Origin of the sequence: Paenibacillus sp. 102, from assembly GCF_039549175.1 — a bacterium.
GTDB lineage: Bacteria > Bacillota > Bacilli > Bacillales > Bacillaceae_G > Bacillus_A.
The window spans coordinates 541,432-560,011 of sequence record NZ_JBCGHT010000001.1 but is presented as its reverse complement, the minus strand read 5'-3'; the positions used below and the strand labels follow the sequence as shown (position 1 = coordinate 560,011).

Annotated in this window: 20 protein-coding genes, 2 pseudogenes and 2 riboswitches; of the genes and pseudogenes, 13 read left to right on the top strand and 9 right to left on the bottom strand. The window is 36.0% G+C overall.

Annotation, left to right across the window (positions count from 1 at the left end; genetic code table 11):
• The first annotated feature begins 177 nt into the window (after nucleotides 1-177).
• From AAIE21_RS02895 to AAIE21_RS02880, 4 genes are all read left to right on the top strand, one after another.
• Nucleotides 178-1,470, top strand: coding sequence for a GGDEF domain-containing protein (locus tag AAIE21_RS02895; RefSeq protein WP_343265908.1), 1,293 nt, complete (start codon nucleotides 178-180; stop codon nucleotides 1,468-1,470).
• 94 nt (nucleotides 1,471-1,564) lie between these two features.
• On the top strand, nucleotides 1,565-2,701 hold the full coding sequence (locus tag AAIE21_RS02890) for a serine hydrolase domain-containing protein (protein ID WP_343265378.1): 1,137 nt from the start codon (nucleotides 1,565-1,567) through the stop codon (nucleotides 2,699-2,701).
• A 4-nt stretch (nucleotides 2,702-2,705) separates the two neighbouring features.
• Complete coding sequence (locus AAIE21_RS02885; RefSeq protein ID WP_343265377.1) at nucleotides 2,706-3,584, top strand: NAD(P)-dependent oxidoreductase; 879 nt, start codon at nucleotides 2,706-2,708, stop codon at nucleotides 3,582-3,584.
• A gap of 4 nt (nucleotides 3,585-3,588) precedes the next feature.
• Nucleotides 3,589-3,921, top strand: a complete 333-nt coding sequence (locus tag AAIE21_RS02880) for a DUF3909 family protein (RefSeq protein WP_343265376.1) — start codon at nucleotides 3,589-3,591, stop codon at nucleotides 3,919-3,921.
• 123 nt (nucleotides 3,922-4,044) lie between these two features.
• Here the strand turns inward: AAIE21_RS02880 and AAIE21_RS02875 are convergent, their stop codons facing one another.
• From AAIE21_RS02875 to AAIE21_RS02850, 6 genes are all read right to left on the bottom strand, one after another.
• A complete protein-coding gene (locus AAIE21_RS02875; RefSeq protein WP_343265375.1) occupies nucleotides 4,045-4,320 on the bottom strand; it encodes a hypothetical protein in 276 nt (91 codons plus the stop codon).
• Nucleotides 4,321-4,630: 310 nt separating this feature from the next.
• Nucleotides 4,631-5,143 (bottom strand): cupin domain-containing protein, encoded by a 513-nt coding sequence (locus tag AAIE21_RS02870; protein WP_343265374.1) that lies wholly within the window; start codon nucleotides 5,141-5,143, stop codon nucleotides 4,631-4,633.
• A complete protein-coding gene (locus AAIE21_RS02865) occupies nucleotides 5,121-5,759 on the bottom strand; it encodes a methylthioribulose 1-phosphate dehydratase (RefSeq protein WP_343265373.1) in 639 nt (212 codons plus the stop codon). The genes AAIE21_RS02870 and AAIE21_RS02865 overlap by 23 nt, the downstream gene beginning before the upstream one ends.
• On the bottom strand, nucleotides 5,756-6,418 hold the full coding sequence (locus AAIE21_RS02860; protein WP_343265372.1) for a 2-hydroxy-3-keto-5-methylthiopentenyl-1-phosphate phosphatase: 663 nt from the start codon (nucleotides 6,416-6,418) through the stop codon (nucleotides 5,756-5,758). Before AAIE21_RS02860 ends, AAIE21_RS02865 begins: the two co-directional genes overlap by 4 nt.
• Complete coding sequence (mtnW, locus tag AAIE21_RS02855) at nucleotides 6,415-7,659, bottom strand: 2,3-diketo-5-methylthiopentyl-1-phosphate enolase (protein WP_343265371.1); 1,245 nt, start codon at nucleotides 7,657-7,659, stop codon at nucleotides 6,415-6,417. Before mtnW ends, AAIE21_RS02860 begins: the two co-directional genes overlap by 4 nt.
• A 64-nt stretch (nucleotides 7,660-7,723) precedes the next feature.
• Nucleotides 7,724-7,829, bottom strand: a riboswitch (SAM riboswitch).
• A 52-nt stretch (nucleotides 7,830-7,881) separates the two neighbouring features.
• Entirely contained in the window at nucleotides 7,882-9,072 is a 1,191-nt protein-coding gene (locus tag AAIE21_RS02850; protein WP_343265370.1) for a pyridoxal phosphate-dependent aminotransferase, read from the bottom strand.
• A 14-nt stretch (nucleotides 9,073-9,086) separates the two neighbouring features.
• Between AAIE21_RS02850 and AAIE21_RS02845 the strand changes: the two genes are divergently transcribed.
• The 4 genes from AAIE21_RS02845 (at nucleotide 9,087) to AAIE21_RS02830 (ending at nucleotide 12,730) form a co-directional block, all read left to right on the top strand.
• The gene (locus AAIE21_RS02845) at nucleotides 9,087-9,953 is read left to right on the top strand and encodes a carbon-nitrogen family hydrolase (RefSeq protein ID WP_343265907.1); all 867 of its coding nucleotides are present in this window, start codon (nucleotides 9,087-9,089) and stop codon (nucleotides 9,951-9,953) included.
• Between the two features lie 73 nt (nucleotides 9,954-10,026).
• Nucleotides 10,027-10,168: riboswitch (SAM riboswitch) on the top strand.
• Between the two features lie 90 nt (nucleotides 10,169-10,258).
• A complete protein-coding gene (gene mtnK, locus AAIE21_RS02840; protein ID WP_343265369.1) occupies nucleotides 10,259-11,440 on the top strand; it encodes an S-methyl-5-thioribose kinase in 1,182 nt (393 codons plus the stop codon).
• Nucleotides 11,437-12,492, top strand: coding sequence for an S-methyl-5-thioribose-1-phosphate isomerase (gene mtnA / locus AAIE21_RS02835; protein WP_343265368.1), 1,056 nt, complete (start codon nucleotides 11,437-11,439; stop codon nucleotides 12,490-12,492). The genes mtnK and mtnA overlap by 4 nt, the downstream gene beginning before the upstream one ends.
• A 76-nt stretch (nucleotides 12,493-12,568) precedes the next feature.
• Nucleotides 12,569-12,730, top strand: a complete 162-nt coding sequence (locus AAIE21_RS02830) for a YvrJ family protein (protein WP_017151057.1) — start codon at nucleotides 12,569-12,571, stop codon at nucleotides 12,728-12,730.
• Between the two features lie 45 nt (nucleotides 12,731-12,775).
• Here AAIE21_RS02830 and AAIE21_RS02825 read toward each other — a convergent pair whose 3' ends face one another.
• On the bottom strand, nucleotides 12,776-13,552 hold the full coding sequence (locus AAIE21_RS02825; protein WP_343265367.1) for a 3-hydroxybutyrate dehydrogenase: 777 nt from the start codon (nucleotides 13,550-13,552) through the stop codon (nucleotides 12,776-12,778).
• A 144-nt stretch (nucleotides 13,553-13,696) separates the two neighbouring features.
• On the opposite strand from AAIE21_RS02825, the pseudogene AAIE21_RS02820 reads away from it, so the two are divergent.
• Together AAIE21_RS02820 and AAIE21_RS02815 are read left to right on the top strand one after the other, a co-directional pair.
• Nucleotides 13,697-13,768: pseudogene (locus AAIE21_RS02820) on the top strand (PadR family transcriptional regulator); the annotation flags it as partial.
• Nucleotides 13,758-14,303, top strand: a pseudogene (locus tag AAIE21_RS02815) (HAAS domain-containing protein); the annotation flags it as partial. The pseudogenes AAIE21_RS02820 and AAIE21_RS02815, both read left to right, overlap by 11 nt.
• A 375-nt stretch (nucleotides 14,304-14,678) precedes the next feature.
• Here AAIE21_RS02815 and AAIE21_RS02810 read toward each other — a convergent pair.
• Nucleotides 14,679-15,296 (bottom strand): ImmA/IrrE family metallo-endopeptidase, encoded by a 618-nt coding sequence (locus tag AAIE21_RS02810; RefSeq protein ID WP_343265366.1) that lies wholly within the window; start codon nucleotides 15,294-15,296, stop codon nucleotides 14,679-14,681.
• A gap of 266 nt (nucleotides 15,297-15,562) precedes the next feature.
• On the opposite strand from AAIE21_RS02810, the gene AAIE21_RS02805 reads away from it, so the two are divergent.
• From AAIE21_RS02805 to AAIE21_RS02795, 3 genes are all read left to right on the top strand, one after another.
• Nucleotides 15,563-15,856, top strand: coding sequence for a DUF3928 family protein (locus AAIE21_RS02805; RefSeq protein ID WP_343265365.1), 294 nt, complete (start codon nucleotides 15,563-15,565; stop codon nucleotides 15,854-15,856).
• A gap of 120 nt (nucleotides 15,857-15,976) precedes the next feature.
• Entirely contained in the window at nucleotides 15,977-16,426 is a 450-nt protein-coding gene (locus AAIE21_RS02800) for an NUDIX hydrolase (protein ID WP_343265364.1), read from the top strand.
• Nucleotides 16,427-16,565: 139 nt separating this feature from the next.
• Complete coding sequence (locus tag AAIE21_RS02795) at nucleotides 16,566-17,741, top strand: acetyl-CoA C-acetyltransferase (RefSeq protein WP_343265363.1); 1,176 nt, start codon at nucleotides 16,566-16,568, stop codon at nucleotides 17,739-17,741.
• Nucleotides 17,742-17,789: 48 nt separating this feature from the next.
• On the opposite strand, the gene AAIE21_RS02790 is transcribed toward AAIE21_RS02795, so the two are convergent.
• Nucleotides 17,790-18,548, bottom strand: a complete 759-nt coding sequence (locus AAIE21_RS02790; RefSeq protein WP_343265362.1) for an AAA family ATPase — start codon at nucleotides 18,546-18,548, stop codon at nucleotides 17,790-17,792.
• Nucleotides 18,549-18,580: the final 32 nt, after the last annotated feature.

Genomic DNA, 18,580 nt, shown 5'->3' with positions numbered 1-18,580 from the left:
ATGATTCGCAGATTAAGAAAGAAATATGTAAAGTGAAGCTCCTATCAGTGGGAGAGTTTCTCGTTCCTGCTGATGCTCAGCCCTCACCAATCGGGTTCTTTTGATAACGGTCCCTTATAGAAAAGGATAGTGAAGAATTCAGTAGAACAGGCTATATGAAGTGAGTGAAGACTAGTGGTGAACATACTACATTTTTTATTAGAGAATACAGTTTTTCAAAATGTATTACAGGATCTCCATGTAAATGTACTTTATATAGAAGAAGGGTGTAATCACCAATATACGATTGACAATATACATCCAAAATGTATGTTTGTAGCAAATAGTTTTGAAGAGGGAAAAATGTTATTTGAAAAAGTGCGACCACAAGTTGTAATCATTTATGTGTCGAATGGTACACAAGTAGAGTATATAAAGCACATATATAATTCAATGAGTTCTTTTATTGTTATTTGGGATCAGCCAGTGACTTCAAAATTTGTAGATTTGCTTACAATAGGAGTACGAAATATTGTGATGGCTCCTGTTACACCACAGGGTCTGCTAGAGGAGATAAACAAAAGTCTCTATCAATTATCACTATTGCAGCAAGTAACTATTCAACAAGAGCTTCTTCAAATGGTGTTTGATTTTCAAAATGATTTATTATTCATTGTAGAAGATGATGAGATCGTCGACTGTAATACGAACTTTTTGAGTTTTTTTGGATATGAAAATTTACTTTCATATCATGAGAATCATATGATATTTGCGGAACACTTTGTTGAAGAGCATGGATATTACACAACAAATTACGATATTACCTGGCTTGATGATTCTTTAGAGCAATCCAGAAAAATTAAAATGTATAATTATGAAGGCGAAGAGTTTGTTTTTTTATTACGTGCTGTATCTGTACCAGAAGATTTGTCTAGGTTTATTGTTAAGTGTACAGATATTACGGAATTAGATGGGTTATATCAAGAGCAAGAACAGCTTGCTGCAATTGACTCTTTAACAGAAATATACAATCGCTTGAAGTTCCAACAACTATTGGAAGAAAAATGGAAAAACGAAGAGCGCATAAATCAAACAATGGCACTTATTCTTTTTGATATAGACGATTTTAAAAAAGTGAATGACACATATGGTCATGATTTTGGCGATTTAGCATTAATTCAGTTAGCCGAACTTATGAAATCTAAACTAGCATCTCAGCATATTTTCGCACGGTGGGGTGGAGAGAAATTTATTATATTAGTAGTAAATACAACGGAAAAAGAGGCCTTCCAAGTTGCTGAATCGCTACGTTTTTTTGTTGAAACGAAACAATTCTCTAGCATTTCGAAATTAACCGCAAGTTTTGGAGTTGCTTTATATGAGCAAGGAATTACAAAAGAGGAATTGATGCAGCGAGCAGATATTGCTTTATATGAAGCGAAAAAAAATGGAAAAAACCAAGTACGTTTATATAGGAAAGAAAAAATGTAACTTTTTCGCAACAAAGTGTTGCGATTTTTTTTTGTTGTCTGATAATAGAAAGAGGGGGGACCATTTATAATGAAGTAACTGCGGAGGTTTTTACATGCTAAAAAGATTGATTATGATGGTCTTGAGTTGCTTTGTAGTATGCGGAATTGTGTACTATTTTTTGTATACGCCGGAGAAGCAAGAAATGCCAACATCAAAGGTAATCCCTTCTGTTAAATCTGAATTACAGGATAATGTGGAAGAAAAGAAGCGACCACCAATTGATTATGCTAGTGTGGCACAAAAGTTAGACCAATATTTAATTGATAAAGACTTTAATGGAACCGTTCTTGTAACAGATAAAGATCATGTAGTGCTGAACAAAGGATATGGATATGCAGATGTTCAAAGTAAAATTAAAAATACACCGCAAACAAAATATCGCATCGGTTCAATTACTAAGACTGTTGTGGCAACGTCTATTTTACAGTTGCAAGAGCAGGGAAAAGTAAATATTCAGGATAATGTAAATAAATATATACCTTCATTCCCCGCAGATAAAAATATTACATTATACCACCTTCTCACACACACTTCTGGCTTACCAGGGAAGGGAAAGGGAAAAGGAAAAGTGAATGCTACATCCCGCTTGGCTTTGGTTACTTGGATTGGAAACCAACAAGTAGTTTTTCCACCCGGTACTGGTTGGAAATATACTGACTATAATTATATGGTGCTTGCTTATATTATAGAAAATATATCTAAGAAGCCTTTAGGAGAATATGTAAAGGAAAATATATTTGCGCGAGCGGGTATGCATGAGTCAGGCATGGGGAATATGGCGCCAGGAGAGAGACATTTCACGAAAGGGTACAAAAAGGAAAATAATATACTTGTACCAGCTCCAAAATTAGCAATGAACTGGCTATATGGCTGCGGTGAGATGTATACTACAGTTGGGGATATGAAGAAATTAGATGAAGCAATTATAAAGGGAAAACTTCTTTCACAGCAAAGTATACAAGCAATGTTTATACCTTCATCAGAAAAAAAGTATGCATTTAGTTTTTATATCTATCCTGATTATTTCCATAACCATGGTGTAGTAGCTGGTTGGAATACATTTAATAATTTTAATAAAGATAAAGGAACATTTGTTGTTTTATTCTCAAATGTGCAAAATAGCATAAATGATGATTTCAATAAGGAATTTCGAAAAATGGTAAGTGACTTATTAGAAAAAAGGGGATGAGTGGATGAAACAAGTAATTTCATCAATTGGTTTTATAGGTACAGGTGTTATGGGGAAAAGTATGGTACATCATTTATTACAAGGTGGTTATACAGTATATGTTTATAACCGTACGAAAGAAAAAGCAAGTTCTTTGTTAAGAGAAGGAGCACATTGGTGTGATTCACCAAAAGACTTGGTGAAAAATGTAGATGTTGTTATGACAATGTTAGGATATCCGCATGATGTGGAAGAAATTTATTTTGGAACAGAGGGAATTCTAGAACATGCAAGTGAGGGGACAATTGCAATTGATTTTACGACATCTACACCGACGTTAGCAAAACGTATATATGAAGGTGGAAAAATAAAGAATGTACATACGCTAGATGCGCCAGTATCAGGAGGAGATATTGGTGCAAAAGAAGGTAGACTTGCTATTATGATTGGTGGAGAAGAAGAAGTATATGAAGCATGTTTACCTTTATTTGAAAAACTAGGGGAAAACATTCAGCTACAAGGACCAGCAGGCAGTGGACAGCATACAAAAATGTGTAATCAAATTGCGATCGCTTCTAATATGATAGGAGTTTGTGAAGCGGTAGCGTATGCAAAGAAAGCGGGGTTAGATCCAGATAAAGTATTAAAAAGTATTTCAACTGGAGCAGCTGGTAGTTGGTCATTAAGTAATTTAGCTCCGCGTATGCTAAAGGAAGACTTTGCGCCAGGGTTTTATGTAAAACACTTTATGAAGGACATGAAGATTGCATTAGATGAGGCTGAAAAGTTAGAATTACCTGTACCAGGTTTAACTCTCGCAAAAGACTTATATGAACAACTAATAGAAGCAGGAGAGGAAGACAGTGGAACACAAGTATTATATAAAAAATACATAAGGGGGTAATATGATGAATTTAGAAAAATTTGATGGAATGATTGATGCTGTGCAGCGTACAACTTGTATGTCGATTAATGATAAACAAAAAGCAGCGTTTAAACAAAAGTATGATTTTGAGCCAACATTTGAATATGGACGTGATGAGAAAGGGCATTATGTTATTCGAACATCAAAGAAAATGCTAGAAGAAATGGAATTTTATTTAGCTTTAAAATATGACCGTGAAGGTATCGACCTATATATGCATGCTGAAATTGATAGTGTATGTTATGTATCTGTTAGCTACAGAGAAGATGCTCTTCATTTACAAGAACTATTTCAATTTTTGGAAGACAATAAATAAAAAAGTCCTTGTTTGAGGACTTTTTTATTTTGTTTAAAATATTTTTTTGGGAAAATTGGACGCTCATTTTGACAAAGGCAGGCTGTATGAAAGTAGATATATTTTGAGGATATAATAATGGGATTATAAGCTTGAAGCACGACGAGAGCGTTCAATTGGAAATGGAATAATTTTGGCCATATGGTTTCGACTGAATTGCTTTGTGCGAGCATGACGTAATATATAAAATGAAAAGAGAATAGCGACAGGAATAGCACCGTACAAACCAAAAAGTAAAGCGCTTACAGAAGATGCGACAAAACCTAACATACCAATTTCTAATTCCTCCATAATTGCCCCAAGAATAGCTGGAATAGCTCCACAAGTAACCCCAAGTATAAGTGCTATAATTAAATTCATGTTTTTCCCCCTCTTTTGCAGTTTTTTCGATACATTTTCTATTATTTGTATTATAACACAATTTAAACAGAATTTTCAGAAAAAGTTCAAAAAATGTTCAAAAATTATTGATAAATATACTTGATAAAGTGGAAAACGGAAAAATGAGGGGTCGTTCATTCTGGATAATGAATATACGAGGTGGGAGAAAATAAAAAAGCAGGCTTATTTCATATTTTGAAATAAGCCTGTTCCATAGGAGGATGTATATATGTAGAGTGAATAAAAGGAAGGAAAAGGGGGTCCAATTCCTTTTATTCAACTAACTACCTTAATAAATGGGAACCCAGCCTTCCGTTGTAACAAAAATACGAATGGCTACAACTTGGCGATCATCTTGTAATGTGAAATAATGTCTTGCATTTTCAGGTACAGAGATTAGATCACCAGGTTCAAGTTCAACATCGAAGAAGCGACCATCTTTGTCTTGGATGGCAAAGATGCCATGCCCACTGACAATAAAACGAACTTCATCGTCAGTATGATGATGCTTTTGTTTAAAGTTAATTAATAACTCATCGAGGTTAGGTGTTGCCTTTGAAAGAGAAATAACATCATGTGCTTTATAACCTCGACGTTCTGAAACATCAGCAATTTCTTTAGAGAATACTGTTAAAATTTCTTTTTTGTCTTCATCAGTTAAGGAGTAGTTTTCTTCTAAATGAGCAGGAAGTTTTGAAATATCCCATTTCTCATATAAAACGCCTTCTCCTTGTAAAAATTGCTCCACTTCCACTTCATTTTCAATGCGGGTATTTATTTCATGAATACGAATTTGCGCCATGTGAAACGCCTCCTTGAATTGATAATAGTTTTATATGAAATTGGAATAAAAATTCATATGCTTCTAATCTTTTCTTTGTATCAAAGCTATCTTTTCCCCAAACAGTAATACCGTGGTTGCGAATTAGTATAGCTCCAGCATCATCATGAATATGTTTCCGGAAATCTTCTCCTAATGTTGGGATATGAGCATGATTTTCAATAATTGGAATTTGGATAGAGGCTCCTTCTTCCCATATATTAAGAGCTTTAATAATTTCTTGATTAGAAAATGAAACTTCTTTGTCGTATACGTTTGTAATTACATTGTTATCAATTGTATGAACATGTAAAACACATCTAGCTTCTGTATGATTGTAAATATGAGTGTGTAGCAATGTTTCTGCTGAAGGGCGTAAATCGGTTTCTAAAACAGCCTTTCCAGTATGATCAACTAATAGAAAATCATCAGGTGTTGTTTTTGATTTATCTCTTCCGCTTGCTGTAATGAGAAAGGTCATTGGAGTGTTACTCACTTTTATTGAAATGTTTCCACTTGTAGCAGGAAACCAGTTTCTTTCTGTTAATTCTTTTTTTAATTTACTCAATTCCTCCCATTGACGAAAAAGTTGTTTCATTTTATCACCTCCAACAATTGCGTAACTTCTGTCTGTATGTCATAAAACGTTTCAAATGCTGTATAGGAAATTTGATGTTCTTGGCATTTTGTAATGAGAAAATCACGAGCGAATACTTTATCAGCAAGTTTTGCTGCTTGTAAATCTGTAATCGAATCTCCAATCACAATATTGAAATCACCGTTTGAACTTAATTGCTGAATCAGTGTTGATTTACAGAGACCACATTGATTCTTACAATGTTCATCGCATGGGTGAGGCCAGTTTACCCTAATTGTTTCGCCGGAAAAATCAGTCGTATTACAATAAATGTGCTCAGGACTAATGATTCCTTCTAGAAGAGGATAGACAAAAAAGTCCATTCCGCCTGATACAATGTGAAGTGAAATCTGATTATTTGTTTGGACAAACTGTGCAAACTCTTGAAATCCAGTCCGAATTACCGCTGTTTCTTTTATAAAAGTAGTGATATCATCTTGTAAACTTGTAGGTATAAGGGAAAATAATTCCCCTACACCTTCTTGAATGGAAATTTCTTGTGATAGAATCTTTTGTTTAATCGTTTCGGCTTCTGGTGGAGCGAATTTCTCCATAATGGCAACGATATTATCATTGTTCGTAATTGTACCATCAAAGTCACAAAAAATTTGAAGACTCATAGTTTCACCTCGTGAGATGGATTTCCCCATAATTGCAGTGCAGCATGTAAATCAGTGTTACCTGCTTCATGCAATGGTGTTCCTTGCAAAGTGGCATCAATTGCTGCTCGAAATGCTTTTCCCCCACCTTGTGCTCCGCTCGGATGACCATGAATACCACCACCTGCATTAATGACAACATTTTTACCAAAGTCGCGAAGGGTAAATGGAACAAAACCAGGGTGAATGCCAGCTGATGGAACAGGGAAGCTTCTTTTTAAAGCGGGATCTTCTTTTGTTAGTGCCTCTGTAATAAGAAGGGCTTCTTTTTTTTCTAATGCAACACTGCCGTATGGTGATGGGAATAAAGAGAAGTCGGCACCAGCATAACGAAGCAATTTTCCAAGTAATAATGGTGAAGAAACCCCATATAATTTCGATGATGCATAAGCACCGCTAACGGCAGGATGAGCCATGATAGGAATAGAAATATCTTTATCCTCTGCAAGTGATTGTAGTACATCTAATCCGTACGCAAAGACATTAAAAAGTAGGATATCCGCACCGTATTCGATTGCTCGTTTTGCATTTTCTTTTAAATCATAAGTACGTCCCGTTAAATTCACTGCATATAAAGTCTTATGGCCATATGTTTCGTATACAGACTGTAATACTTCTTTTCCAGCATGAATTCGTTTCGTAAGTGGCGTTAATGAGTTTTCAAATAAGATCTCATCATCTTTTACAATATCTACACCGCCAATTGCTTGATCACGTAGTTGAGTTTTTAAATATCCGATATTACGTCCAATCATTCCTTTGAAAATGCTCATTAGAAGTGGACGATCGTGAATATGTAAGAGATTTCGAATGCCCTCAATACCAAATTTAGGGCCAGGGAAATGTTTTTTTAAGTCATCTGAAAATGTTAAATCAATCAGTTTAACTTCGCCATCTAATGATAATTTGCCAAATGTTGTTGTTAAAATGGCTGGTAAATCAGGGCTGAAATTTAGTGATGGATAATGAATTTTAATGAGTCCACGTGTTACTTTTTTTCCAAGGTACGTATTTACATGTTCTTGTTCTTCTAACTTTTCGACATGAATGACGTTGCCTTTATGTTGTTTTAATTGTTCTTGTAATAAGTGTGGTAAATGAGTCCATGAACCAATTGTCAAACCGAGAGCAATTTGCTCTGCCTTTTGGTTTAAATTATGAGAATCATCATGGATTAAATAGGTTGCTGTTATTCCGCTCATTTTCATAACCTCCTAGTTAAATAAAAAAACCTCTCAGCTAAGGAGAGGTTTTTTTACAACCAGCTCCTTATCTGTCAGCATAATGCTGCGAGAATTAGCACCGTGCCTACAATTGTAGATCGGTTGCCGGGTTTCGTCGGGCTCGTCCCTCCACCTGCTCTTGATAAGAAGTATTTAGAAATGTTTAAATTTTTTCGATATCTGAATTTTGACAGAGTTTTTTTATGATGTCAATGGTTTTTTGAAAATTTTTAATTTCTGGATTCGTTGAACAGCTTCTTGTAATCGCTCTTCTGTATGTAATAATCCAATACGAACGTAGCCTTCGCCATGTTCGCCGAATCCGACTCCAGGTGCAACTGCTACATGTGCTTGTTCTAACAATAAGGCAGTAAATTGTTCTGATGTATACTCATTAGGAACAGGAAGCCATGCGAAAAATGATCCCTTCGGTGCGACAACATCCCAGCCGATTGAACGACACGCTGTAATGAGTGCATTTCTCCGTGATTCATAGCGTTCAACAAGTTCATTTACACAAGATTGTGAACTTAATAGTGCCTCACAAGCCGCCTCTTGTACAGCGCCAAAAATGCTGACATACATATGATCTTGCAATAAATTGATTGTTTCAATGACACTTTCGTTACCGATTGCAAAGGCAATACGCCAACCAGCCATATTAAATGTTTTTGATAGTGTATAAATTTCAATGCCAACATCTTTTGCGCCGTTTACTTGTAAGAAGCTAGTTGGTTTGTTACTATCAAAGCCAATTGCTCCATAAGCGAAGTCGTGAACTACTAAAATATCATTTTCATTTGCAAATGATATTGTTTCTTCAAAAAATTCTTTTGATGCAATAGCACCAGTTGGATTATTAGGATAATTTAAAAACATCAATTTAGCTTGTTTGGCAATAGAATCATTGATTTTAGTGTAATCCGGTAAAAAATCATTTTCTGCTAACAATGGCATCGTCTCAAACTTTGCTTTCGCTAAAGCGACGCCTGATAAATAGTCAGGGTATCCTGGATCAGGTACAAGTATTGTGTCACCAGGGTTTGTAAAACAAAGCGGCAATTCAACCAGACCGGCTTTACCACCAAATAAAATAGCGACTTCTGTTTTAGGGTTTATTTTGACTCCGTATTCACGTTCATAGAATGTCGCAACGGCTTTTTTTAAGCTTTCATGTCCGCGAAATGGCGGGTATTTGTGATGAACTGCTTTTTCTGCTGCACGTTGTAAAGCTGTTACGATATGCGGCGGTGTTGGTTGATCTGGATTGCCTTGACCTAGATTGATAACATCGTGCCCTGCTTCGACGACTTTGTTAACTTTTGCAACAAGTGAAGCGAAAAATTGCGTTGGTAATGATGTTACAATCTCGGAAGGTTGAAAATCTTTCATACTTTCCACCTCTTTTGAAAGTTGTTACAATTCTAGTGACAAATGATATAACCTTTCTAAGTTTTTGTAAAGAACAAATAATTGAAGATGGGGTGGATAAAGTGAAAGTCGCATGTATTCAAATGGATATTGCTTTTGGTAATGTAAAAACAAATATTGAAAATACAAAGAAAAAAATAAAAGAGGCGATGCAAGGAAAACCGGACGTTATCGTATTACCAGAACTTTGGACGACTGGTTATGATTTAGAGAGATTGCCGGAAATTGCAGATGGGGGTGGGATTCAAACAAAGCAACTTCTTTCAGATTGGGCACAGCAATATGGTGTGAATATTGTCGGTGGTTCTATTGCGAGGCAAACAAAGCATGGTGTTACGAATACGATGTATACAGTAAATCGTGAAGGAAAACTACAAAGTGAGTATAGTAAGGTTCATTTGTTCCAGTTGATGAATGAACATAACTATTTAATAGCAGGTGATGAAACAGGAGAATTTATATTGGATGGTGTACAGTGCGGTGGTGTCATTTGTTATGATATTCGTTTTCCAGAATGGATGCGTGTTCATACTGTAAAAGGGGTAAATGTATTATTCGTTGTAGCAGAATGGCCGCTTGTTCGCTTAGCTCATTGGCGTTTACTTCTTCAAGCGAGAGCGATTGAAAATCAATGTTATGTAGTTGCATGCAATAGAGCAGGAGAGGATCCAAATAATGTGTTTGCTGGACATTCTCTTATTGTTGATCCATGGGGAGAAATTGTAGCAGAAGCAGGAGAAGAAGAATCAATTTTACAAGGGGAGATAGACTTAGAAAAAATTAAGGAAGTGCGTAAGGGAATTCCTGTTTTTGCTGATCGACGCCCGGAATTATATAAATAAAAATATTGACAAATGATTTTTATTCTTGTTATAGTCTGTAACAGAAAGTTAAAAATTTAAATAAATCATGCAACTCTTATCAAGAGCAGGTGGAGGGATTTGGCCCGATGAAACCCAGCAACCGACCGTAATACCATTGTAAGATGGGGCGCTTATGCGCCAAAAAGGCACGGTGCTAATTCCAGCAGAAAGGATAACTTTCTGACAGATAAGAGGGGAGAAGATAAACTTCAAACCTCTTTCTTCATGGAAAGAGGTTTTTCTTATGATGAAAAGCCTCTGAATTTAATAAAGGGGGATAAAAAATGGGATATCGTTCATTAACAAAAGAAACAGCAGTTGAGTATGTAAAAGAGCATGGATACTTTGAGAAAAAAGCAAAGGTGGCTTGCCATGAAATAGGGGATGGAAATTTAAATTATGTATTCCGGCTCCATGATGGAGAACGCGGTATTATTGTAAAACAAGCTCTCCCATATGCAAAAGTCGTTGGGGAAAGCTGGCCGCTTTCTTTAAGAAGAGCTACAATTGAAAGTCAAGCATTACAAGTCTTTGCGAAATATGTACCAAAATATGTTCCGAAAGTATATGGTCATGATGAAGAGTTAGCTGTGACAGTAATGGAAGATTTATCATCTCTTACAATTACTCGTAAAGGGTTGATTGAAGGGGAAGATTATCCACTTTTATCTCAGCATATTGGACGTTTTTTGGCACACGTTCTTTTTTATACGTCAGATTTTGGTCTATTAGCAGAAGAGAAAAGGGTGCTAGACGGCAAGTTTGTTAATCCTGATCTTTGTAAAATTACAGAAGATCTCGTATTTACAGATCCATTTGGGAACTATGAAACAAACGATTATGAGGAAGAATTGCAGCCTGTATTAGACGAACTTTGGTGTGATAAGAAATTGAAGTTACAGGTAGCGCAGTATAAATATAAATTTTTAACGAGAAAAGAAGCATTAATTCATGGTGATTTACATACAGGTAGCATTTTTTCATCACCTTCGGAAACGAAGGTAATTGATCCGGAATTTGCGACATATGGACCACTCGGATTTGATCTTGGTCAATTCATAGCAAACCTATTATTAAATGCATTATCAAGAGAAGAAGAGAAAAGAAATATCTTATTTAATCATATTGAAAAAACATGGAGTAATTTTGTAGAAGTATTTACAAAACTATGGGTACTAGACGGAGTAGAATCATATACAAAGGAGAAACAATGGCTGGCAATTGTACTGCAAAATATTTTTGCTGATGCAGTTGGATTTGCAGGTTGCGAAATCATTCGTCGAACAATTGGATTAGCACATGTAGCAGATTTGGATGGAATTCAGGATAAGAATAGAAGAATTCAAGCTAAAAAGCATGCATTATATTTAGGTAGAGAACTATTGTTACATGAAACAACCGGTGCGGATACTCGATTGTTTCAAACGGTATTTCAATATATTGTTTCAGGAGGGGTAAAAGCATGAGTGCAACAGTTGCCGTTCCGCGTTCTATAAGCTGGAAAGGAGATTCGATTGCATTATTAAATCAAACGAGATTACCGCACGTTGTAGAATATAAAACGTTAACCAGTATTGAAGATGTGTGGAAAAGTATTGTGATGTTAGAAGTGCGAGGAGCACCTGCAATTGGTATTACAGCAGCTTTTGGTTTAGCACTTGCAGCAAAAAGATATAATGCTACGAATATCACTGACTTTGAAAAGAAATTCAAACGAGATTGTAATTATTTAGCAACATCACGTCCGACAGCTGTTAATTTATTTTGGGCAATTGATCGTATGAGTGCCTCTATTAAGGAGGCAACAACAATTAAAGAAGCAAGAAAAATATTAGAAGAGGAAGCACTTAAAATTCAGCAAGAAGATGAAAATGTGTGCCGCAGTATCGGAGAGCACGCTTTAACTAGATTTCAAGATGGGGATCATATTTTAACGATTTGTAATGCTGGGAGTATCGCTACGGCTCGTTATGGAACAGCACTAGCTCCATTTTATATTGGAAAAGAGTGTGGGGTGAATTTACATGCTTATGCATGTGAAACAAGACCTGTTTTGCAAGGAGCGCGTCTTACTACATGGGAATTGCAACAAGCTGGTGTTGATGTAACACTTATTACAGACAATATGGCAGCCCATGCAATTCGCACAAAAAATATTTCTGCTATTATTGTAGGAGCAGATCGAATTGTCGCAAACGGTGATACAGCAAATAAAATAGGAACATTGAATTTAGCTATACTAGCAAAATATTTTTATATTCCTTTTTACGTTGCTGCTCCGCTTTCTACATTTGATATTACGAAGAACACAGGGACTGAAATTGTGATTGAAGAACGCGATGAAGCTGAAGTTACAAAGGTATTTGGAAAACAAATTGCTCCAGAGGGCGTTGGTGTTTATAATCCGGCATTTGATGTAACTCCTCATGAATTAATTACTGGTATTATTACTGAAAAAGGGATTTTACAGGGAGATTATGCTGTAGAGATTGCTTCATTATTTGAAAAAACAAGCTAATGTGTAGTAGCTTGTTTTTTTATTGCCAAAATTCCTCTCTTTTGCTTATTTATTTAAAAGAAAGGAGGGGAAATAGATGGAGGAATGGATATCTATGATCGGTAATGTTGGGTTTCCAATTGTTGTAACGTTATATTTACTGCATCGTATTGAAAGTAAATTAGATGGTGTAATTGTTGCGATTGAGAAATTACCACAGCAGATGACAAGATATGAAGCTCCGCATGAAACGAAGTGAAGAAAAAGGCTTATGTTTTTTGAAAACATAAGCCTTTTTTTAAGATTATTGTGCCGTATAACCACCATCAATGACAACAGCCTGACCAGTTATTCCTTTTGTTTTCTCACTTGCTAAAAATAAAGCATAATTAGCAATTTCTTCTACAGCCAGTAATCGCCTTTGTGGTACGAGTGGATAAATAACATCTTCTAATACACGCTCTAGTGGAACATTTCTTGTTGTTGCTAAATCTTGGAGTTGGTTTCGAACAAGCGGTGTATCAACATAGCCGGGGCACAGAGCATTTACCGTAATTCCGTGTGTAGCGCCTTCTAAAGCAGCGACTTTTGTTAAACCAATCACACCGTGTTTCGCACTATTGTAGGCAGCCTTTCCAGCAAAGCCGACAAGTCCATTAATAGAGGCAACATTAATAATGCGCCCATACCTTTGCTTTTTCATAATTGGAAAAGCATGTTTTATTGCGATGAACGGTGCAATTTGCATAATTTGAATAAGAAGTTCAAACTTATCGGTTGGAAACTCTTCAATTGGCGAGACGTGTTGCATACCAGCATTATTTATTAACACATCAAGTGAGCCGAACTTTGTAACAGTTTCGGAAATAGCTTCTGATATTTCTTGCTCAGATGTGACATCGCATCTGAGACCGATTGCTTCATATCCTTCCTTGCGTAACTGTTCAGCGGCTTCCTTCGCACGATCTTCAAGGCGATCGCTAATCACCACTTTCGCTCCTTCTTTTGCAAACGCATTTCCCATTTCATAACCGATGCCACTTGCAGCACCTGTTAAAAAGACGACACGATTTGAAACCATGATGAGAGCACTCCTTTATATAAAATTTGTCTTATTGCTCTATTTAGAGAGGGTATCATGAAAATCCTGCAAACATTTGGAAAAAAACACTAAGCTATCTTGCTTATCTATCTTGTAAAACAAGATAGAGGGAGGATTTGAATTATGTCGACAAGTCAAATGCTGAAAGGGATTTTAGAAGGTTGTCTCCTTGCAATTATTTCTGAAGGAGAATTATAGTTGGTTAGTCTATTTCATTGTGAATGCATTGGCATTCACAATGATGAAGAGTGTATTTTTTAGTCAAGTAGATCATCGTTTGTCGTATTCTTCTATTGAACTAATTGGGTATCCGATTATGTGTGCTATAGGTATTATGATACTGATTTGGGGCATGAGAATAGCTGCTTTTAAACGTAAAACAATTGAATTTATTATAATGTGTATTACTGGTAGTTTGTATTTCTTAACAATTTTTAGCATCGCACTATTAAATGAGTTTTATGGTACGACAGTTATACAATTTACTACCGAGCAAAGCTAGTGTATTGTAGCTACTATATTCCTCATAGCAACATTTGTAAATATAAAAATTGGTGGCTGGTTTACTCTGTTATATTTAATGGTTCCTATTACAATAGAGTATGTATTCTTCAAAGTTGATTTATCGAGTGTGCCGAGTCTGTATATAAAACAATTTATATTTTTAGCTGTTTTATTTGTTCTTGTAATGATACATACAAAATTAGAGAAAAGAAAAGTGAATATATAGGATTAGCTGTGAGGAGAGTACCTTATATGCAAGTGATTATTGTTTGTATATTTTCGATGCTTTTAAGCTTTAGCTACGTTAGACATAGAATATATACGATCTTTGCTAAAGAGATAGATGAAGGGTATTTTTTAATTTAATATATAAATCTATTTTGATTTTTAAATATACCAGTTGCTGTTACGAAAAAGAAAAGGTGATTTGTTCTCTTGTTTTTCACTTGGCATGGGGCAGGAAGAGGATCTGACCGCTTCTATGTAGGATCGGATGCTCTATCCCGCCTAAAAAGAAAAGGTTTGTTTTTGGGGGATTTGTAAAAAAGTATTTTTCTTGTAGCTGGCATGTAGAATATTTTTTAAACAGTAACTGATATGGTTACTGTTTTTTTCTGTGTAATAAAGAACTCTGTAAAGATAACGCTCGCTGTTCTTTTGTTAATAAAGATTCAATGTGTACTTGATCTGGGCGAGGGACAATTGGATACATGAGATTCGTTGGAGAAGGATGGTGTTCAGATCCAGTTTGCGAGTGAGGATCGGCATGTGTAAGTTTTCCTCCGATACGTCGTGTGAATAAAATATGACCGATTTCATGGGCGAGTGTATATATGTTTTTCATAGGGGAAGCGGCATTAGTAAGAATAATATAACCCGTAAGGATTTGGTTTATAGCGAATGAATAGGCACATGCAATTACGGATTGCTCTTTAAAATAATTACTTCCGATATAACAAATATAAATATCGCAATCGGGAACTTCGGATGAACAGGTGTTAAAAAAGGAAGAAACTTTAGGTTGGTTCTGGACAGAATCTATATAGCTAATTTCACCATCATGGAATGTAAAGGATTCATTTAGGATAATGACATCTCTAATTTGAAATGAAATGGGGTGCCATATTGATTCAGCAACTGCTAAGTCTTTGGCGATACGGTCGTTTGTAATATCGGAGCCTGGGGCAATGCAAATACATATATTTACGCACGGATCCATTAGAAACACCTCAAATGGAAAATAGTTTATTAATATACTATGTGAAAGAGAACTGGTGTGTATGGATAGACTTCCTATAATTAGGTGTATTTTGATGGGACTGATTACAATTTACTTTTACGAATTGTTGTGTTTTTAACTGAGAAGGTACAAATGAATGGATAATATGGATATAAGAATAAATAGAAGGAGTCGGAAAATATTCATAGTTTAATTAAATTATATGCTATTCATTTTGATATAGTAAAAGAAAAGGGGGAGAATATATGTACACATTAAAAATTGTATCAGATCGAGAAGCTGTTTATCAGTTTGCAAGTTATGTCAGGTTGGTTCAAGGGGTAGAGAATGCGTATGTAGAGGTTGGAGAAGCTTTATATGAACATCCGCTTACAAAATTTTATGTCCATGTAGCGATTGAGGAGACATATGAAAAGCAAAAAGCATTGCAGGAAATTGCTCGATTAGTAGAATTAGGACGTTTTACATATGTTCATTATCGAAATGAAGAGATTGAAAAGGCATTTGAAGCAGCTAAATATGAAAGTTTTCGAAAATAAAAATGATGGGAAGGAAGCAGGTGCTTCCTTTTTTTGTTAGTAGGAATATTTTTTTGCATGTCACAAAAAAACAAGGAATTTTGCTATGATAAGGAAGGATGAGGAAAGGAGAGATTTATAATGGGGTATATCGAAGAGTTACGAAAAACAGTCGGTACAAGACCGTTAATTCTTGTAGGATCAGCTGTGATCATTTTAAATGAAAAACAAGAGGTATTGCTTCAATATCGCTCGGATACATATGATTGGGGTGTACCAGGTGGTGCAATGGAGTTAGGAGAAACAACGGAAGAAACGGCTCGGCGAGAGCTTTTTGAAGAAACGGGATTAGAAGCAAGGACGTTGCAGTTTCTTGGCGTTCTTTCTGGGAAAGATGTATATTATCGCTATCCAAATGGAGATGAGATTTATAATGTGATTCATCTATACCAAGCGTATCACGTAAGTGGAAAAATAGGGCTTGATGAAGAAGGGCTGGATCTCAAGTATTTTCCTGCTGAAAAGTTACCTAATTTAAATAAAACAACAGAGAAAATTTTACAAAAATTCTTATACGCATTAACAGAATAGAGGGGGGATTCCCTCTATTTTTATTATATGAAATATTTTGATTTTTTAGTATGTTTGTAGTATGATAAGTTCAGATATACATCTTCTGCTATTCCATCCAAAAACTTACCAGGGTACATAAGAGAGGGGCAAGTGCAAGATGCATAATGTTGTCATTACAGCCGCAGTTCGTTCGCCAATTGGAACTTTTGGAGGAGCGCTAAAAAATGTAACGCCAGTAGAATTAGCTGTTCCTGTACTTCAAGAAGCTGTCAAAAGAGGTGGAGTAGATCCTCATGAAGTGGATGAAGTCATTTTAGGACACTGTATTCAAAGAACAGACGAAGCAAATACGGCGCGAACAGCTGCATTAGCAGCAGGATTTCCAGAAACAGTTACAGGTTATACAATTCAGCGTCAATGTTCTTCAGGTATGCAAGCGATTATGTCAGCAGCAATGCAAATTCAGCTAGGTGTAAGTGATGTTGTTATTGCGGGTGGAGTAGAAGCGATGAGCTCAAGCCCTTATGCATTAAAACAGCACCGATGGGGACAGCGTCTTCAACATGGAGAAATTCGTGATACGGTGTGGGAAGTTTTAGAAGATCCGATTCACCATATTATGATGGGGGAAACAGCTGAAAATTTAGTTGAACAATATGAAATTACAAGAGAGGAACAAGATGAAGTTGCGCTGCGTAGCCATCAATTAGCGCTTCAAGCAATTGAATCAGGTTATTTTGATGAACAAATTGTTCCTATTACGATAAAAGAACGTAGAAAAGAAGTAGTATTTTCAAAGGATGAACATCCGCGCGCGGATATTACAGCTGAAAAATTGGCTGGACTTAAGCCGGCATTCCGTAAAGGTGGGTCCGTAACTGCAGGGAATGCGTCCGGTATTAATGATGGAAGTGCGGTTTTAGTATTGATGAGTGAAGAAAAGGCTAAGGAAAAAGGTTTACAACCGTTAGCTAGAATTGTTGGCTATTCTGTAGCTGGAGTAGATCCGAAGGTTATGGGAATCGGTCCAGCGCCAGCAATTCGTAAGGGGTTAGAGAAAGTAAATTGGTCATTAGAAGATGCTGATTTATTAGAGATTAATGAAGCTTTTGCAGCACAATATTTAGCGGTTGAGAAGGAACTTGGATTAAACCGTGAGAAAGTGAATGTTAACGGAAGTGGTGTTGGTCTTGGGCATCCAATTGGTTGCACAGGAGCACGCATTACAGTAAGTTTAATTCACGAATTAAAAAGACGAGGTTTAGAAAAAGGAATTGCCTCTCTTTGTGTCGGCGGTGGCATTGGAGTAGCACTATTTATAGAAGCGTTGTAAAAAGAAGCAGCAATTTGCTGCTTCTTTTTTATTGATGAGAGTTCAAATTCATGATTGAAACAAATGATGGAATAACCGATCACGATTTTCAAAAAAGAGTTTTGTTGTTTGATAGTGTTCAGTTTCTTCTAAAGTCGATTCATGGATTCCTTCTTGTGTTAAAGAATATATAGTGGACTCTGGATAAGCCATTAAAATAGGAGAATGTGTTGCGATGATGAATTGTGATCCTTGTTTAGCTAATTCATGCATCCGAATAAGCATAGAAAGTTGCCTCATTGGGGACAAAGCAGCCTCGGGCTCGTCTAAAACATATAAACCTTGTCCTGAAAAGCGGTTCATAAATAGAGAAAAGAATGATTCCCCATGAGATTGATCATGTAAGGATATACCACCGTATGAATCAATTACTTTATTGCCTAATATGGCATCCTCATTTGCATCCACCTCATCAATATAGGAAGCAACGTTATAAAATGACTCTGCCCGCAGAAAGAAGCCATCTTTGGGTGTAGCAAAGCTTTTAGTAACGCGAATATATTTGTGTAAGGAAGAGTGAGAATCGTAAGTAGTGAAACGGAAATTTTTTGTACCACCTTCTGCATTAAAACCTAAAGCGACAGCAATTGCTTCTAATAATGTGGATTTACCAGTTCCGTTTTCTCCAACAATAAATGTTACATTGGGATGAAAATGGAGCGATTGCAATGTTCGGATCGCAGGTAAGCAATATGGATACACAGAAAAACTAGGGATATGTTCTTTTTGTAAGGAGACACTCTTTAGAAAGGTCGTATGTTCATTCAATATATAAACCTCAATTCGTTGAAGATTTTGTT

Coding starts and splice junctions, on each gene's coding strand:
- mtnA (WP_343265368.1), top strand. CDS start 11,437: ATGAGTGCAACAGTTGCCGTTCCGCGTTCTATAAGCTGGAAAGGAGAT.
- mtnW (WP_343265371.1), bottom strand. CDS start 7,659: ATGAGCGGAATAACAGCAACCTATTTAATCCATGATGATTCTCATAAT.
- AAIE21_RS02830 (WP_017151057.1), top strand. CDS start 12,569: ATGGAGGAATGGATATCTATGATCGGTAATGTTGGGTTTCCAATTGTT.
- AAIE21_RS02870 (WP_343265374.1), bottom strand. CDS start 5,143: ATGGCGCAAATTCGTATTCATGAAATAAATACCCGCATTGAAAATGAA.
- AAIE21_RS02885 (WP_343265377.1), top strand. CDS start 2,706: ATGAAACAAGTAATTTCATCAATTGGTTTTATAGGTACAGGTGTTATG.
- AAIE21_RS02810 (WP_343265366.1), bottom strand. CDS start 15,296: ATGGATCCGTGCGTAAATATATGTATTTGCATTGCCCCAGGCTCCGAT.
- AAIE21_RS02880 (WP_343265376.1), top strand. CDS start 3,589: ATGAATTTAGAAAAATTTGATGGAATGATTGATGCTGTGCAGCGTACA.
- AAIE21_RS02800 (WP_343265364.1), top strand. CDS start 15,977: ATGGGGTATATCGAAGAGTTACGAAAAACAGTCGGTACAAGACCGTTA.
- mtnK (WP_343265369.1), top strand. CDS start 10,259: ATGGGATATCGTTCATTAACAAAAGAAACAGCAGTTGAGTATGTAAAA.
- AAIE21_RS02805 (WP_343265365.1), top strand. CDS start 15,563: ATGTACACATTAAAAATTGTATCAGATCGAGAAGCTGTTTATCAGTTT.
- AAIE21_RS02825 (WP_343265367.1), bottom strand. CDS start 13,552: ATGGTTTCAAATCGTGTCGTCTTTTTAACAGGTGCTGCAAGTGGCATC.
- AAIE21_RS02860 (WP_343265372.1), bottom strand. CDS start 6,418: ATGAGTCTTCAAATTTTTTGTGACTTTGATGGTACAATTACGAACAAT.
- AAIE21_RS02850 (WP_343265370.1), bottom strand. CDS start 9,072: ATGAAAGATTTTCAACCTTCCGAGATTGTAACATCATTACCAACGCAA.
- AAIE21_RS02865 (WP_343265373.1), bottom strand. CDS start 5,759: ATGAAACAACTTTTTCGTCAATGGGAGGAATTGAGTAAATTAAAAAAA.
- AAIE21_RS02890 (WP_343265378.1), top strand. CDS start 1,565: ATGCTAAAAAGATTGATTATGATGGTCTTGAGTTGCTTTGTAGTATGC.
- AAIE21_RS02875 (WP_343265375.1), bottom strand. CDS start 4,320: ATGAATTTAATTATAGCACTTATACTTGGGGTTACTTGTGGAGCTATT.
- AAIE21_RS02795 (WP_343265363.1), top strand. CDS start 16,566: ATGCATAATGTTGTCATTACAGCCGCAGTTCGTTCGCCAATTGGAACT.